This is a genomic window from Mycobacterium sp. TY814 (assembly GCF_030755175.1).
GTDB lineage: Bacteria > Actinomycetota > Actinomycetes > Mycobacteriales > Mycobacteriaceae > Mycobacterium.
On record NZ_JAUFRY010000002.1, the window covers coordinates 1,326,160 to 1,341,645 of the forward strand.

At 66.8% G+C, this 15,486-nt stretch carries 11 protein-coding genes and 1 pseudogene; 5 read left to right on the forward strand and 7 right to left on the reverse strand.

Annotation, left to right across the window (positions count from 1 at the left end):
* Positions 1-45 precede the first annotated feature (45 nt).
* Entirely contained in the window at positions 46-3,630 is a 3,585-nt protein-coding gene (gene cobN, locus QXH22_RS19505) for a cobaltochelatase subunit CobN (RefSeq protein WP_306276689.1), read from the forward strand.
* 19 nt (positions 3,631-3,649) lie between these two features.
* Here the strand turns inward: cobN and QXH22_RS19510 are convergent, their stop codons facing one another.
* The 5 genes from QXH22_RS19510 to QXH22_RS19530 form a co-directional block, all read right to left on the reverse strand.
* Positions 3,650-5,641: a PE domain-containing protein gene (locus tag QXH22_RS19510; protein ID WP_306276690.1), complete on the reverse strand. Its 1,992-nt coding sequence runs from the start codon at positions 5,639-5,641 to the stop codon at positions 3,650-3,652.
* A 262-nt stretch (positions 5,642-5,903) separates the two neighbouring features.
* Entirely contained in the window at positions 5,904-6,707 is an 804-nt protein-coding gene (locus tag QXH22_RS19515; RefSeq protein ID WP_306276691.1) for an SDR family NAD(P)-dependent oxidoreductase, read from the reverse strand.
* A gap of 15 nt (positions 6,708-6,722) precedes the next feature.
* The gene (locus QXH22_RS19520; RefSeq protein ID WP_306276692.1) at positions 6,723-7,361 is read right to left on the reverse strand and encodes a TetR/AcrR family transcriptional regulator; all 639 of its coding nucleotides are present in this window, start codon (positions 7,359-7,361) and stop codon (positions 6,723-6,725) included.
* Entirely contained in the window at positions 7,348-8,493 is a 1,146-nt protein-coding gene (locus QXH22_RS19525) for a sulfotransferase (RefSeq protein ID WP_306276693.1), read from the reverse strand. The genes QXH22_RS19520 and QXH22_RS19525 overlap by 14 nt, the downstream gene beginning before the upstream one ends.
* Complete coding sequence (locus QXH22_RS19530) at positions 8,490-9,692, reverse strand: hypothetical protein (protein WP_306276694.1); 1,203 nt, start codon at positions 9,690-9,692, stop codon at positions 8,490-8,492. The genes QXH22_RS19525 and QXH22_RS19530 overlap by 4 nt, the downstream gene beginning before the upstream one ends.
* A 169-nt stretch (positions 9,693-9,861) precedes the next feature.
* On the opposite strand from QXH22_RS19530, the gene QXH22_RS19535 reads away from it, so the two are divergent.
* Positions 9,862-10,242 (forward strand): PPOX class F420-dependent oxidoreductase, encoded by a 381-nt coding sequence (locus QXH22_RS19535; RefSeq protein WP_306240142.1) that lies wholly within the window; start codon positions 9,862-9,864, stop codon positions 10,240-10,242.
* A gap of 13 nt (positions 10,243-10,255) precedes the next feature.
* Here QXH22_RS19535 and QXH22_RS19540 read toward each other — a convergent pair whose 3' ends face one another.
* Both QXH22_RS19540 and QXH22_RS19545 read right to left on the reverse strand, forming a co-directional pair.
* The gene (locus QXH22_RS19540; RefSeq protein ID WP_306276695.1) at positions 10,256-10,774 is read right to left on the reverse strand and encodes a hypothetical protein; all 519 of its coding nucleotides are present in this window, start codon (positions 10,772-10,774) and stop codon (positions 10,256-10,258) included.
* Complete coding sequence (locus tag QXH22_RS19545; protein ID WP_306276696.1) at positions 10,771-11,463, reverse strand: dienelactone hydrolase family protein; 693 nt, start codon at positions 11,461-11,463, stop codon at positions 10,771-10,773. Before QXH22_RS19545 ends, QXH22_RS19540 begins: the two co-directional genes overlap by 4 nt.
* Before the next feature lie 72 nt (positions 11,464-11,535).
* Between QXH22_RS19545 and QXH22_RS19550 the strand changes: the two genes are divergently transcribed.
* From QXH22_RS19550 to lnt, 3 genes and pseudogenes are all read left to right on the forward strand, one after another.
* Positions 11,536-12,045 carry an FxsA family protein gene (locus tag QXH22_RS19550; RefSeq protein WP_306276697.1) on the forward strand — a complete coding sequence of 170 codons (510 nt, stop codon included), beginning with the start codon at positions 11,536-11,538 and terminating at the stop codon, positions 12,043-12,045.
* Between the two features lie 103 nt (positions 12,046-12,148).
* On the forward strand, positions 12,149-13,681 hold the full coding sequence (locus tag QXH22_RS19555; protein WP_306276933.1) for an amidohydrolase: 1,533 nt from the start codon (positions 12,149-12,151) through the stop codon (positions 13,679-13,681).
* Positions 13,674-15,473, forward strand: a pseudogene (gene lnt / locus QXH22_RS19560) (apolipoprotein N-acyltransferase); the annotation flags it as partial. The gene QXH22_RS19555 and the pseudogene lnt, both read left to right, overlap by 8 nt.
* Between the last annotated feature and the right edge of the window lie 13 nt (positions 15,474-15,486).

The window sequence follows — 15,486 nt, forward strand, 5'->3', positions numbered from 1 at the left end:
ACGTGCCGATTCGTCGGGTCTGCGTCGCTGCTGTACGAATAATGAGTGGCTGAGCCGACCGTCCTGTTGCTGTCGACGTCCGACACCGACCTGATCAGTGCCCGTTCCAGCGGAAAGAACTACCGGTGGGCCAACCCGGCGCGGCTCTCCGAGGTCGAGCTGCCCGAGCTGCTCGCGGAAGCCTCGATCGTGGTGGTGCGGATTCTCGGCGGGTACCGCGCCTGGGAGGACGGCATCGAAACGGTGCTGGCCAGCGGGGTGCCGACGGTGCTGGTCAGCGGTGAGCAGGCGCCTGACGCCGACCTGACCGGTCGCTCCACGGTCGCGGCGGGCATCGCGGTGCAGACGCACATCTACCTCGCGCACGGCGGCGTCGACAACATCCGGCAGCTGCATGCGTTTCTGTCCGACACCGTGCTGATGACCGGATTCGGCTTCACGCCACCGGTGGCGACCCCGACCTGGGGCGTACTCGAACGACCCGCCGTTGACAGCGACGGTCCGACGATTGCCGTGTTGTTCTACCGTGCCCAGCAGCTGGCCGGCAACACCGCCTACGTCGAGGCGCTGTGCCAGGCGATCGAACGTGCCGGTGGGCGCGCGCTGCCGGTTTACTGCGCGTCGCTGCGCACCGCCGAACCCGAGCTGCTGCATACACTGGGCGACGCCGATGCCATGGTGGTCACGGTGCTGGCCGCCGGCGGAGTGAAGCCCGCCCTGGCGGAGGCTGGTGGTTCCGATGACAGCTGGAACGTCGAACATCTTGCCGCGCTGGATATTCCGATTTTGCAGGGATTGTGTCTGACGAGCTCGCGGACGCAGTGGAGTGACAACGACGACGGCCTGAGCCCACTTGACGTGGCCACCCAGGTCGCGGTGCCGGAGTTCGACGGCCGCATCATCACGGTTCCCTTCTCGTTCAAGGAGATCGACGACGACGGTCTGATCTCCTACGTGGCTGACCGGGAGCGCTGTGATCGGGTGGCCGGGCTGGCAGTCCGGCATGCGTTGTTGCGCCGGATCGCCCCCGCCGACAAGCGGGTGGCCCTGGTCTTTTCGGCCTATCCCACCAAGCACGCGCGCATCGGCAATGCCGTCGGCCTCGATACCCCGGCCAGCGCGGTCGCCCTGGTGCGGGCGATGCGTGAGAGCGGGTATCGCGTCGGCGATCTGCCCGGTATCGAAGCCGGCGACGGTGACGCGCTGATCCACGCCCTGATCGAACGCGGTGGGCAGGACCCCGATTGGCTGACCGAGACACAACTGGCCGCCAACCCGATCCGGGTCCCGGCCGCCGAGTACCGCGCATGGTTCGCCACCCTGCCTGACGAGCTGACCGACGCGGTGACCCAGCACTGGGGACCGCCGCCCGGTGAGCTCTTCGTCGATCGCACCCATCATCCTGACGGTGAAATCGTCATCGCCGCAATCGAATCCGAGAACCTGGTACTGATGGTGCAGCCGCCACGCGGGTTCGGCGAGAACCCGGTCGCCATCTATCACGATCCGGACCTGCCGCCCAGCCACCACTATCTGGCCGCCTACCACTGGCTTTCCCAAGACGCTCCGGCCGGTTTCGGGTCGCACGCCGTGGTGCACCTGGGCAAGCACGGCAACCTGGAATGGCTGCCCGGCAAGACGTTGGGCATGTCGGCGGCGTGCGGATCCGACGCGGCGCTGGGCAACCTGCCCCTGATCTACCCATTCCTGGTCAACGACCCCGGCGAGGGCACCCAGGCCAAGCGCCGCGCGCACGCGGTGCTCGTCGACCACCTGATCCCGCCGATGGCCCGCGCCGAAACCTACGGCGACATCGCGCGGCTCGAACAGCTGCTCGACGAACACGCCAACGTCGCCGCATTGGACCCTGCCAAGCTGCCCGCCGTCCGCCAACAGATCTGGACCTTGATCCGGGCGGCCAAGATGGACCACGATCTGGGGCTCACCGAACGTCCGGAGGAAGACACCTTCGACGACATGCTGCTGCACGTCGATGGTTGGCTGTGTGAGATCAAGGACGTGCAGATCCGCGACGGTTTGCACATTCTGGGCCAGAAGCCCACGGGCGAAGGCGAACTCGATCTGGTGCTGGCTATTCTGCGGGCCCGTCAGTTGTTCGGTGGCACGCATGCGTTGCCCGGTCTTCGTCAAGCGCTGGGCCTGGCCGAAGACGGCACGGACGAGCGGGTGTCAGTTGACCAGACCGAGGCCGTGGCGCGCGGGCTGGTCGCGGCGATGCAGGAAGCCGGCTGGGACCCGCAAGTGGCCGACCGGCTCACCGACAACGCCGACGTCGCGGCGGTCCTGCGCTTTGCGGCAACCGAGGTGGTGCCGCGCCTGGCCGGCACCACATCGGAGATCGAGCAGGTGCTGCGGGCGCTCGACGGCCGGTTCATCCCGTCGGGGCCCTCGGGATCTCCGCTGCGCGGACTGGTCAACGTGCTGCCCACGGGGCGCAACTTCTATTCGGTCGACCCGAAGGCGGTGCCGTCCCGGCTGGCATGGGAAGCCGGTGTCGCGCTGGCGGATTCGCTGCTGCAGCGCTACCGCGCCGACCACGGCCAGTGGCCGCAGTCGGTGGGGCTGTCGGTCTGGGGCACCTCGGCGATGCGCACCGCCGGCGACGACATCGCCGAAGTGCTGGCGCTGCTGGGGGTTCGGCCGGTGTGGGACGACGCGTCGCGACGCGTCGTCGACCTCGCCGCGATCCCGCTGGCCGAGCTGGACCGGCCCCGGATCGACGTCACCGTGCGGATCTCCGGTTTCTTCCGCGACGCTTTCCCGCACGTCGTCACCATGCTCGACGATGCGGTCCAACTCGTCGCCGGGCTCGACGAGCCGGACCAGGACAATTACGTCCGCGCGCACGCGCAGGCGGACCTCGCCCAGCACGGTGACCAACGGCGATCCACCACAAGGATTTTCGGGTCCAAGCCGGGCACGTACGGCGCGGGACTGCTGCAGCTGATCGACAGCCGCAACTGGCGCGACGACGCCGATCTGGCGCAGGTGTACACCGCCTGGGGCGGATTCGCCTACGGACGCAACCTGGACGGCCGTGAAGCGGTCGACGACATGAACCGGCAATACCGCCGAATCGCCGTGGCCGCCAAGAACACCGACACCCGCGAACACGACATCGCCGACTCCGACGACTACTTCCAGTACCACGGCGGCATGGTCGCCACCGTGCGGGCGCTCACCGGACAGGCCCCGGCCGCCTACATCGGCGACAACACCCGCCCCGACGCCATCCGCACCCGGACGCTGTCCGAGGAGACCACCCGGGTGTTCCGGGCCCGCGTGGTCAATCCGCGCTGGATGTCGGCAATGCGCCGGCACGGGTACAAAGGTGCGTTCGAAATGGCCGCGACGGTGGACTATCTGTTCGGCTACGACGCGACCGCCGGGGTGATGGCCGACTGGATGTACGAACAACTCAGTGAGCGTTATGTTTTGGACGCGGAGAACCGCAAGTTCATGAACGAGTCCAATCCGTGGGCGCTGCACGGCATGGCGGAGCGACTGCTGGAAGCCGCCGGCCGCGGCATGTGGGCCGAGCCGCAACCCGACACACTCGACGGACTTCGCCAGGTGCTGCTGGAAACCGAAGGCGACCTCGAGGGTTAGCTCGCTCGCGCAAAGTCAATCAGCTGAAGAACCCCGAGGTGTGGTCGCTGCTGTTGTAGCCACCTGAGGTGTTGTTGCCGGCGTTGGAGATGCCCGAGTCGTAGTCGCCGGAGTTCCGGTAGCCCGAGTTCCAGGTGCCGGAGTTTGCATAGCCGACGTTGTAGTTGCCGGTGTTCTGGAATCCGGTGTTGACCATCCCCGCGTTGCCATACCCGACGTCGCTGAAGCCTGAGTTCAAAATGCCCACGTTGTACTGGCCGGTGTTGAAAAAGCCCACCCCGTTGGTCCCCGTGTTGAAGAATCCGACGTTCGGCGACAGGTCCGGGGTCAGCATCATGGAGCCGCCCTGGCCGTTCCCCTTGTTCTCGAACCCGTAGTTGTACTCGCCCGCGTTGCCGTAGCCGGCGTTGTAACTGCCGATGTTGTAGAAGCCCGAGATGTGGTCGCCTGCGTTGCCGATGCCCGAGACGGTGCCGGGCTGAGTGAGCGCGTTACCGAAACCGGTATTGACACTGCCGCCATTCCAGAAGCCGGTGTTGAGATCTCCTGAATTCGAGAAGCCGGTGTTGAGGGAGCCCGAGTTGAAGAACCCGACATTGCCGCCGCCGACAGTGAGCGTATTGAGGTTGACGCCGCCGGAGTTGAAGGCTCCCGCGTTGCCGAAGCCCGAGTCGAATGCCCCCATATTGGAGTAGCCGGAATTGTAGAGCCCGAAGTTCGTGTAGCCCGCATTGGCGAAGCCGGAGTTGAACGTGCCCGAGTTCTCGATTCCGACGTTGCCGGTGCCCGGGTTGAGCAGGCCCATGTTGCCCTGACCGGCGTTGAGGGCACCGAAGCTGAACGAGCCGGTGTTCAGCACTCCGGTGTTGTAGCTCCCCGCGTTGAATAAGCCGGTGTCGTGATCGCCGGAGTTGAACAGTCCCGTTTCGAAGCTGCCCCCGTTGAATACCCCGGAATTGGCTGTGCCCGAGTTGAACAGACCCCAGTTGCCTCCGTTGCCGAGGCCATTGCCGCCGGAGTTGAAGAATCCAGTGTTGTTGGTGCCCGAGTTGAACAAGCCGGACGTGCCCGTTCCCGAATTGAACCCGCCGAAGCCGATCTGATTGTCACCGGTCAGCCCGATCCCGATGTTGTGGCTTCCGGTATTGGCGAGCCCCCAGTTGCTGTCACCGGTGTTGGCGAAGCCGAAGTTGAAGTTGCCGCTGTTGGCCAGCCCGATGTTCCAACCAGTGCTGCCGCTCCAGTTCAACCCGCCGATGCCGATCTGATTGTTGCCGCTCAGGCCGATCCCGATGTTCCCGATCCCGTTGTTGCCGAAGCCGACATTGTTCAGGCCGCTGTTGCCGAAGCCGACGTTGCCGTCACCGAGGTTCCCGAGGCCGAAGTTGGTGTTTCCGATGTTGGCGTCACCGAAGTTGTAGGTACCGAGATTCGCGCTCCCGAAATTGATCGACGAGATTTTATTTTCCAGAGCCGCTTGCTCCAGGCTCCCGTTGCCCAGGCCGAAATTGAGGAAGCCCGCGTTGCCCAGGCCGAAGTTGTAGCCGCCCAGGTTGCCGAAGCCCAGGTTGTTGCTGCCCAGATTGCCACTGCCTATATTGCCGCCGCCCAGGTTGCCATCACCGAAGTTGAAGCTGCCGGTGTTGCCGCTGCCGAGGTTGAGGTCGCCGACATTGCCCAGGCCCAGCAGGCCAAAGTTCGTGAAGTTCATGGCCTGCAGCATGGAAGCGCCTGACGCCTCGGCGGCAGCGTAATGTCCGCCGGCGATATCCAGTAGCTGGGCCAATCGGTCCCGGAACATCGCGGCCTGAGTGCTGGCGGCTTGGAACTCAAGGCCGTGCCCGGAGAACAACGACGCTATCGCCGACGACACCTCGTCGGCGGCAGCCGCGAGCACCGATGTCGTAGCCTGTTGGGCCGCCGCGCCGGCCGCGCTGATCTTCGAACCCAGCTGGGTGAGATCCGTTGCCGCGAAAGACATCAACTCGGGCGCTGCCATCACATACGACACTTGATTTCCTCCATGAAGAACTGGTGTGCGTCTCGCCTGTTGCGGGACCTGAAAAAGCGAACGCCAGAGGCAGATTCGTTGACCCCTGACTCACGCGCTGGACTGCTCAGCCAGCAAGCCCGAGTCGGCATCCGGCGCGTTGCCAAAACACGCCGCCACCTGCGTCGGTACCTGAGAGCAATCCGTCACACGGTAGAAGTCGCTGTGACTGAACAAAAAGTTCCGGGGAATGTGACAAGTACCCCCGATTGGGGCTTATCGTCTAGACGAAATCGGAGCCGCCGTCCACGTTCACCGTAGCGCCGGTCACGTACCCGTTGCGCCGGGACGCCAGATACGCGGTGATCGAGGCGATCTCCTCGGGCAGCCCCGCGCGTCCGAGGTCGCAGGGGTGATGGAAGTTCCTGTCGATCCAGGTCATCACCTCCCACGGGTTGGTCGCATCGAGGCCGTCGGCGGCGAGAATGTCCCTGAGGTTTTCGGTGAAGCTGGCTGTCACGATCGTTCCGGGGCACACGCAGTTGACCAGAATGCCGTCCTTGGCAAGGCTTTTCGACAAGTTCTTGGTGATGCTGGCCAGCGCCGCCTTCGATGCGGTGTAGGCCACCAGCCGTGGGCTCTGCCGTTGGATGGAGTGCGCCGCCAAAGTGACGATGCGGGCCCAGTCCGCCGACCGCAACAGCGGCAGCGCGGCGCGGATCGAGCGCACCGCCGACATCGTGCCCAAGGAAAACGCCGCTTCCCAATCCGTGTCATCCATCTGCTCGAAATAGCCGTCGCCCGGTCCGATGGTGTGCACCACGCAGTTGAGGCGACCCCATCGCTCGGCGACGGCGGCGAAGCCGGCTGTGATGGACTCGGCGTCGTTCATGTCCACACTGATCGCCACGGCGTCCGGCGCACCCGCCGAGAGTAGTGACGCCACGGCGGCGTCGAGGGCATCTCGCCCTCGTGCCATCACGGCCACGCTGGCCCCTTCGGCCGCAAGCGTCTCGGCGATGGCCAGCCCCATCCCTTTGCTGCCGCCCGTGACCACTGCGGTCGATCCCGCAAATCCCAGATCCATGAAAAGACTCCTTTGTCAGAGGTCCACACCCAGCCCGCCCAGACAGAACCGCACAATGCGTTCGCGAAGGTCGCCCGGCGTGCAGTCGCCGGCCGTCCAGTACCGGTCGATCCCCGCCCACACCACGCCGTGGATGAACCGTGCGCAGGACCCCGGTTCGACGCCGCGGAACACCCCGCGCCGCAGGCCGCGCTCGATCACCTCACCCAGTGGCAGCAACATCTCGGCATAAGCCGACTCGATGAGATGCGGCGCGGCCGATGTCTGGGATTGCGCCTCCAATGACAGCCGCCGCAGGTCGGTGCGCACCGTGTCGTCGAACGCCAGATCCAGGCGTCCGTCGATCCAGGCCACCACGGCATCGACTTCCGTTGCGGCTTGGTTCATCCGGTCGCTGAGCCGCTGCGCCTCGGCCCGCGCCGAGTCCAGGAACACCGCGGCCACCAGTTCGTCCTTGGAACCGAAATGCCGATAAAACGCGCGGGTACTCAATCCTGCCCGTTGCAGTACTGCGGCGATGCTCAGACCGCCGACCCCGTGCTCGCGCAGGGCCGTTGACGCCGCGCTCAGAATCTCGCGACGTACCCCGGGGTCCGGAGGCAGCTTGTCGCGCCGCCGTGTTCGGGGCGCCGCCACCTGTTCATGCGGTGGCATCGTAGGTGGCCAGGTAGTCGGCGAACCGCTCCCGAACGCCTTCGGGCGTCAGGCCGTAATCGGTCAGGTCATAGTCGTGAGCACCGCGGGAGCCGGGCCGGTGCTCGCGGGCCCAGTGCTGTACCGCCGCAAGTGACGCCTCGCTGAACGTCAAACCCAAGGATTGGTAACTGTTTTGCAGGGTCGCAACCGGGTTCGTCTGCAGGTCTGCGAACGACACATCCACGAATTTGTCGTCACCCACCCGCCGGCGGAAATCCATGGCGCGGCGGACGGCTTCGGCCCAGCTTTCGACCTGCTCGGTACCGAGTTCACGGGCGTCGTCGCGGTCACTGCTCCAACTGCGGACATAGTGGATCAGACTGCATACCGACCCCATCACCTTCGCCGGATCACGATGGCTCCATAGGAATTTCGCATTCGGGTACGCCTCGATCAGCGCGTCGAGGGCGAACATGTGCACTGGTGTCTTGAGGTGCCACAGGTTCGGCGGGCAATGCCACTGCAGCAACTTGAGCACTCGGCGGTGGAAGATGTAGGTCTCGCGCATGTCGCAGTCCATCAGCCACGCCAGATAGGCCGGCGCACGCACGGCTCCGTCGAAGTGGAAGGTGCGAAAACTCATCCCCATCAGGTCCTGGCACTCGGTGGGTGCCGTGGCTTCGGAGTTGTAGAGCGTCTTCATCAGCGGGAACATGTCATCGAGCATTCTCAGGCCGGCCTCGGCCTGTGCGATCCGCGGATCTTCGTGTTGGGTAGCCGATTCCGGCGGTGGGGTAGGGGCCTGCGATTCCCACATCCGCAACGACCGGAATTGTGGATCGGCCGCCACGAGTTGGCTCAGCGCGGTGGTTCCGGTGCGGGGCAACCCGATGACGAACACCGGCCCGTCGACCTCCTCACCATCGATCTCGGGATGCCGGGCGTAGGTGTCCTCGACCTTGAGACGCTGGATCAGGGCGTTGCTGATGGTCGCATGCTGAATGAGGCGACCCATCTCGTTGAGATCGGCCTCGGTGTTCAGGGCGTCGACGATGCGTTCCAGCCCCTCCCGGTAGTAGGGCGAGCCGAAGTCGTCCAAACCTGTTGCGGCGCAGGCGCCGTCTTCCAGTTCGTCCGCGTTGAAGGTCATCGCCCGAACCTCTCCAGTACGGCGGCTCGTCGTGCTGCAAGCACGGCTGCCCGCTGTTCGGTGGTCACCGTCACGGTGTCCTTCGGCAGCGCGGCGAGCACGTCGCTCACCGGCACGAGGCGTGTCGTCGGCGTCGGCGCGGTCTCGGTCCGCACGCAACGCAGAATGATCGGGCCGTTGCTGTGCCCCGTGGTGTCCAGCCAGTTGGCGACGCCCGGGTCCTCGGCACACAGCACCACACGGACGTGGCCGTCGGCGTCCACCGCCGCCTGGTAGCCGTTCAGGCTGGACTGGTGACGGCCGTAGTGAATGGTTTCCCACCACGGGTTGCCGATCGAGAAGCTCCAATAAACCCCTCTGGGAGGTTCGACTTCCACGATCAGTGCCTGGTCCGGCTGCAGTTCCCAGCGGCCGATCACCGGCCGGTTCTCCGCGGCTGCGCCCATGTCGCTCCGGTCGATGGGAGGGAGGAATCCATTGGCCGGCGCCGCCGCGCCGAACTGCAGAAAGAAGGCCAGGTTCTCGGTGACGAAGTCGCCGAGCGCCATCATCTGCCGGGACAGGGCGTCACCCCCGTCGACCGGACCACCGCTCGCAGGAACCGCATCACCGAGCCGCTTGATCCGCAGCGACGAGGCCACCTCGTTGTCCCAGTCGTAGAAGAAATGCCGCACCGTGAAGGTGGGATGGTCGCCCTCGATACGCATCCAGTTCCCCGGCCGCTCATCGGCAGACAACACCACCTCGAAGTCGCCACCGGCGTCGGCACTGAGTTCGTCGACTAGCGTATTCGCCGTCGCCACAATGCCATTCATGGTCTGTAGACCGACATAGCGCGCGGTGCCGCGGTTGCCGGAGACCCGGTAACTCTCCCCACCCCGCAATACGGCCCTGGTGTAGATGCAGTCCGGGCACTCCATGCCCCAGGTCAGCACGTCGTCGGTGCTGGTGCGTTGCACCCGCAACACCGGATCCGGGTCGAACCGCAACACTTCGTCGACGCCGGCGGCCAGGAGAACCAGCAGATGCCGCATGCCGGCAGTGAGATCGGCCCGATTCCGGTTGGCAGGGTCGGATTCCACGGACACCGCGGCGGCGCGCAGCCGGTCCAGCAGGTGCGACCACGCCTGCGGAAGATCCGGCGTGTCACCACTTCCCGATAACGCCGCTTCGGCGATGGAAAACGGCAACCAGGCCACCGGCGTACCCCTTAAATGAAAATAATGTTTTCAGTTAAAGGTGACTATCGCAGCCTGCCCGCAGGACTGTCAACGAGCAGACGCGAAATCGCGTCCGGAAGGCTTGCCGGACGCGATTTCGCGTCTGCTCGGCAGGTCACGGCCGGTCGCGGCCAGGTACGTTGTCAGCGTGACACCCACCTTCGCCGACCTGGCCAAAGCGCAATACATCCTGCTCACCACGTTCACCAAAGACGGGCGGCCCAAGCCGGTACCCATCTGGGCCGCGGCCGACGGCGACCGCCTCTTGGTCATCACCGAGGCAAAGTCGTGGAAGGTCAAGCGGATTCGCAACACGCCCCGGGTGGAACTGGCCATCTGCGACATGCGCGGTCGCCCCAAGAGCGAGTCCGTCGAAGGCACCGCGGCCATCCTCGACAAGTCACAGACGAAGCTCGTATACGACGCCATCAGCAACCGTTACGGCATCATCGGCAAGGTCTTCCGACTGTTCAGCAAGTTGCGTGGCGGCATGGACAACAACGTCGGCCTAGAGCTCCGCGTGGCGTGACGACCCCGGAGACTTAACCGGTCTCGGCGCCGTAGTGCTGCCACCACTGGTACAGCTCGCCGAGGTCCGGGCCTCCGTTGACCGTTGCCAACAGCAACTGCGAGTCACGGGTCCACGCGATGACGGCCTGATCCTCGACGGTGCCACACACGATCTTGCCGCCGGGACTGGTCAGTTGTGGTCCGTAATTCCAGCTGCCCGGCGAGTTGTTTCCGCCTGGGCACGGTGACACCGTCATGCTCGCGGCACTCGCGTAGAAATCGGTCGTCAGCGGGTCCATCGCGTCGTACAGGGTGAAGCGCGCGTAGTCCGGCGTGTCGGTGTGCAGGTCGTCGGTGCAGTCCAGGCTCGCCAGCGCGGCCGGGAATCCGTTAATGGCCCGGCTGCACGAGGCGGCGGTGTAGCCGGGCGGCAGCAGTGCGACGATCTGCTGCTCAGCCGCACTGAACTGCTCGGCGTGAGCCTGAGCGGGTGCGATTCCGGCCAGAGCCAGGGCCACCGAGCAGGCACCGAGCCGACGCATCCGGGTCATCCCAGGTGCTCCCCGAAGAACGTGAACACCCGGCGCCAGGCGTCTTCGGTGGCGGCGTCGTCGTAGCCGAAACCGGTCACCCGCAGCAGCGGCTGCGCCGGCAGCTGGTTGGCGAAGCTGTGCCCAACCTTGGGATAGGACTCGATATCGGCGGTGATGTTCTTGGCCGTGGTCACCTTGCGCAGTCGCTCGGCCGCGCCGATGCCGATCGGGTCACGGCTGCCGAAGCTCGCCACGATCGGGCACGCGCCGTCCAGCGTTTCACTGAGCTTGCGTGGCAGCGGGGTGCCGTAGAAGGGAGCTGACGCGCTAAACCCTTTGGGCGACAGGACAAGTGCGAACTGGCCGCCCATACAGAAACCGGCAATCCCGACCCGGCCGGAGCATTCGGGCATCGCGAGCAGGTGCTCGCGGGCGGCCAGCACGTCGTCGATGGCGGGGCCGTGTTTGGTCAGCACGTCGCGCATCACCCGGGTGATGCACCGCGCTCGGCCGCCCCGCGCATACAGGTTCGGCGTGAGCGCCAGATACCCCGCGCGAGCGACCCGCTGCGACACCGCCTCGTTATCCGGCCCGTAGCCGATGGCGTCGTGCACGATCACCACCCCGGGCCACGGTCCCTGACCGGACGGAACATTCAACAGCGCATCGATCGGTCCCGCGGGTGTGTTGAGCTCAATCGTCGTCATAGCGTCATCTAACTGCAGCCGCGCCGCGACCGTTCGCGGAACTCCGGCGCGCGGCGCAAACGTTGGCCTCACATGGTTGGACGGCTCTTTCTCATTTACGCCGTCGTCGAGCTCATGGTGGCTATCGGGCTGGCGGCGGCGATCGGCGTCGGCTGGACCGTAGTGGTGCTGCTGGGCACCCTCGTCCTCGGACTGGGCCTGGGAGCCCCGATGGGTGGGCTGCAGCTCACCCGGCAGTTCGTGCAGCTGCGGTCCGGTGCGCAGGAACCGCGCAGCGCGCTCAGCGACGGCGCGCTCACCGCATTGGCCACCGGACTGGTTCTGGTTCCGGGCCTGGCCACCACCGTCGTGGGGCTGTTGCTGCTGGTGCCGCCGATCCGGGCGGCCGCACGGCCGGCCCTCACGGCCGTCGCGCTGCGGGGATTTCTGCGGCGCGTCCCGGTGCTCGGTGCGGACGCGGCCGGTCTGGCCGACCGCCGCGCCCCGCGCACGGACTACATCGACGGCGAGGTGATCGACGTCATCGACGGCGAGCCGCCCACCCTGACCCGCGCGCCGGTCGCCGACCAGCCGCCCTGGTAGCGGTCCGCGCCTTCCGTCCGCCCTCTAGGGTTTTGCCGTGAGGTCTACCACGCTGCTCGTGAACGGCCGGGTGCACAGTCCCAGTCATCCCGAGGCCACGGCCATGGCAGTTCGCGGCGATGTCATCGCGTGGCTGGGCAGTGATGAGGTGGGGCGTAGTCAGTTTCCCGATGCCGACGTTCAGGATCTCGACGGCGCCTTCGTGGCGCCCGGCTTCGTCGACAGCCACATTCATGTGAGCGCAACCGGTTTGGCCATCAGCGGGCTGGATTTGCGGGCGGCCGAGTCACGGGCGCAGTTCCTGCAGATGCTTGCCGACTACGCGGCCGCCAACCCTCGTGGGCCGGTCTGGGGTCACGGCTGGGACGAGTCGACGTGGCCGGAGAACACCGCGCCCGGCACCGAGGACCTGGACCGGGTGCTGGGCGACCGGCCGGCCTATCTGACCAGAGTCGACGTGCACTCGGCGGTGGCTTCGTCCGGACTGCGGCGGCTGGTCCCGGATCTGTCGTCGCGGGCCGGCTTCGCCGCAGAGCAGCCGCTGACCGCTGATGCGCACCACCAGGTACGGGCGGTCGCCCGCGGTCTGTTGACCGACGACCAACTCACCGCGGCCCGCACCGCCGCCCTGGACGCCCTGGCCGCGTCAGGGGTCGTCGCCGTCCACGAGTGCGCCGGACCCGAGATCGGGGGACTCGACGACTGGCTCGCGCTACGCCGTCTGCACCACGGTGTGGAGGTGATCGGCTACTGGGGTGAGCCGGTGACCACGCCGGAACGGGCCCGCGCCCTGATCGCCGAAACCGGTGCCCGCGGCCTGGCCGGTGATCTGTTCGTCGACGGTGCACTGGGCTCGCGCACCGCCTGGCTACACGAACCCTATGCCGATGCGCCCGGGTGCACCGGCACCCGCCATCTCGATCCGCAAACCGTCGAAGCCCACGTCCGCGCGTGCAGCGAGGCCGAGGTCACCGCCGGCTTCCACGTCATCGGTGACGCTGCCGTCTCCGCCGTCGTGGACGCCTTCGAACGGGTCGTGGACGACCTGGGGGTGGCTGCCGTTGCGCGTTGCGGACACCGGCTGGAGCACCTGGAGATGGTCGATGCCGAACAGGCGGCCAAGCTGGGAGCCTGGGGCGTCATCGCGAGTATGCAGCCCAATTTCGACGCGCTCTGGGGCGGTCGAGACGGCATGTACGCGCAGCGACTTGGCCCGGACCGAGGCTGCCGGCTCAACCCGCTGGCGCTGTTAGCATCGCAAGGCGTGCCCCTCGCCTTCGGCTCCGACGCACCCGTCACCGGCTTCCAGCCGTGGGCCAGCGTGCGCGCCGCGATCCAGCACCGCACTCCGGGAAGCGCGGTTTCGGCGCGAGCCGCGTTCGCCGCCGCGACGCGTGGCGGCTGGCGGGCCAGTGGCGTTCGCGACGGCATCGCCGGCACTCTGGTGCCCGGTGCACCCGCCTCCTACGCGGTATGGGACGCCGGCGCGCTCGACGTGAGCGCCCCCCGCGACGCCGTCCAGCGCTGGTCCACCGACCCACGTTCCCGGGTCCCTGCGCTGCCCCGGCTGGACGAGAACGACACGTTGCCGCAATGCCGCCGGACGGTGCACCGGGGTGCGGTCATCCATGGCTGACGAACCACCTGCAGAGCAAACACCCAGCGATTCGCTGGAGCCGGAGCATGACGAGTTGCCAGTGACCCGGCCCGGGATCGGTGCCCGGGTGGGTGGGCTGGCGCGCGCCGGCCTGGCGCGGACGCCCGCTATCGGGGCGCGGCTGCGTCCCCGACTGGCGCGCCTGGCCGCCGTACTGATCGCCGGCCTGGCCATGTACGCCAGCTTCCCGGCGCTGGACTGGTGGTGGGCCGCGGTCGTATCCGTCGCGTTGTTGAGCTGGGTGCTGATTCATCCCGCCACCACGCCCGCGGGCGGCCTGGGCTACGGCTTCCTGTTCGGTGTGGCCTTCTACGTGCCGCTGCTGCCGTGGATCAGCACGCTGGTGGGTGACATGCCATGGCTGGTGCTGGCGACGGTGTGTGCGGTCTACCCGGGCCTGTTCGGCCTGTGTGCGGTGGTGGTGCGGCGACTTCCCGGATGGCCGGTTTGGTTCGCGGTGCTCTGGGGTGCCCAGGAGTGGCTCAAGGCGACCTTCCCGTTCGGCGGATTTCCCTGGGGATCGATTGCCTTCGGTCAATCCGACGGTCCGCTGCTGCCATTGGTGCAACTGGGCGGTGTTCCGCTGTTGTCGTGCGCGGTGGTGCTGGTGGGTGCCGCCATGACGGCGATCGCCGTGGAAATCGCCAAGTGGCTTCGCGCCGGAGGGCATACCGGAGCCACCCGAGACCAGACCAAACCGCCGGCCGTGGTGTTGCCCGGCATCTACATCTGTCTGGTGTTGTTGGCCGCCATGCTGGTCTGGCCGCAGGTGCGGCATGCCGGCGTCGGTTCCGGCGGCGAACCTGCGGTCACCGTCGCCGTCGTACAGGGCAACGTGCCCCGGCTCGGCCTCGAATTCAACGCTCAGCGCCGGGCGGTGCTCGACAACCACGTCAGCCAGACACTGCGGCTGGCCGAGGACGTGCACGCCGGCGTGGCGCCGCAACCCCGTTTCGTCATCTGGCCGGAGAACTCGTCGGACATCGATCCGTTCGTCAATCCCGACGCCGGGCAGGAGATCGCCAAGGCCGCCGACGCCATCGGGGCGCCGATCCTGATCGGAACGCTGCTCGCGAAGCCGGGCGGGCCTAACGACAACCCCGAATACACCAACACGATGATCGTCTGGAACCCCGGCTCCGGGCCCGCCGACCGGCACGACAAGGCGATCGTCCAACCGTTCGGCGAGTATCTGCCCATGCGGTGGCTCTTCCGGCATCTCTCCGGCTACGCCGACCGCGCGGGCTACTTCGTCCCGGTCCCCGGCAGTGGACTGGTGCACATCGACGGCCTGCCGGTCGGTGTCGCGACCTGCTGGGAGGTCGTCTTCGATCGCGCGCCGCGCAACTCGGTCCTCAACGGCGCCCAGTTGCTGGCCGTGCCCAGCAACAACGCCACCTTCACCAAGACCATGAGCGAGCAGCAGCTGGCGTTCGCCAAGGTCCGCGCCGTCGAGCACGACCGCTACGTGCTGGTGGCCGGGACCACCGGCATCAGCGCCGTGATCGCCCCGGACGGAGCGGAGCTCAAGCGCACCGACTTCTTCGTCCCCGACTACATCGACACCCAGGTTCGCCTCAAGACCCGGCTCACGCCGGCCACCCGGTGGGCACCGATCCTGCAATGGGTGCTGGTCGGGACGGCTGGCGCGGTGGTTCTCTTCGCGATACGGCACAATAGTTCTTCCTCCGGCTGGTTCCCACGTCCGAGGCGCCCTCGGTTGCGAAGGCGGTCGGGGCCGGCGGACGAACCTGACAATTCCGATACGCCGTCAGCTGAAACGG

Coding starts and splice junctions, on each gene's coding strand:
- QXH22_RS19515 (WP_306276691.1), bottom strand. CDS start 6,707: ATGGATCTGGGATTTGCGGGATCGACCGCAGTGGTCACGGGCGGCAGC.
- QXH22_RS19520 (WP_306276692.1), bottom strand. CDS start 7,361: ATGCCACCGCATGAACAGGTGGCGGCGCCCCGAACACGGCGGCGCGAC.
- QXH22_RS19525 (WP_306276693.1), bottom strand. CDS start 8,493: ATGACCTTCAACGCGGACGAACTGGAAGACGGCGCCTGCGCCGCAACA.
- QXH22_RS19540 (WP_306276695.1), bottom strand. CDS start 10,774: ATGACCCGGATGCGTCGGCTCGGTGCCTGCTCGGTGGCCCTGGCTCTG.
- QXH22_RS19545 (WP_306276696.1), bottom strand. CDS start 11,463: ATGACGACGATTGAGCTCAACACACCCGCGGGACCGATCGATGCGCTG.
- QXH22_RS19550 (WP_306276697.1), top strand. CDS start 11,536: ATGGTTGGACGGCTCTTTCTCATTTACGCCGTCGTCGAGCTCATGGTG.
- QXH22_RS19555 (WP_306276933.1), top strand. CDS start 12,149: ATGGCAGTTCGCGGCGATGTCATCGCGTGGCTGGGCAGTGATGAGGTG.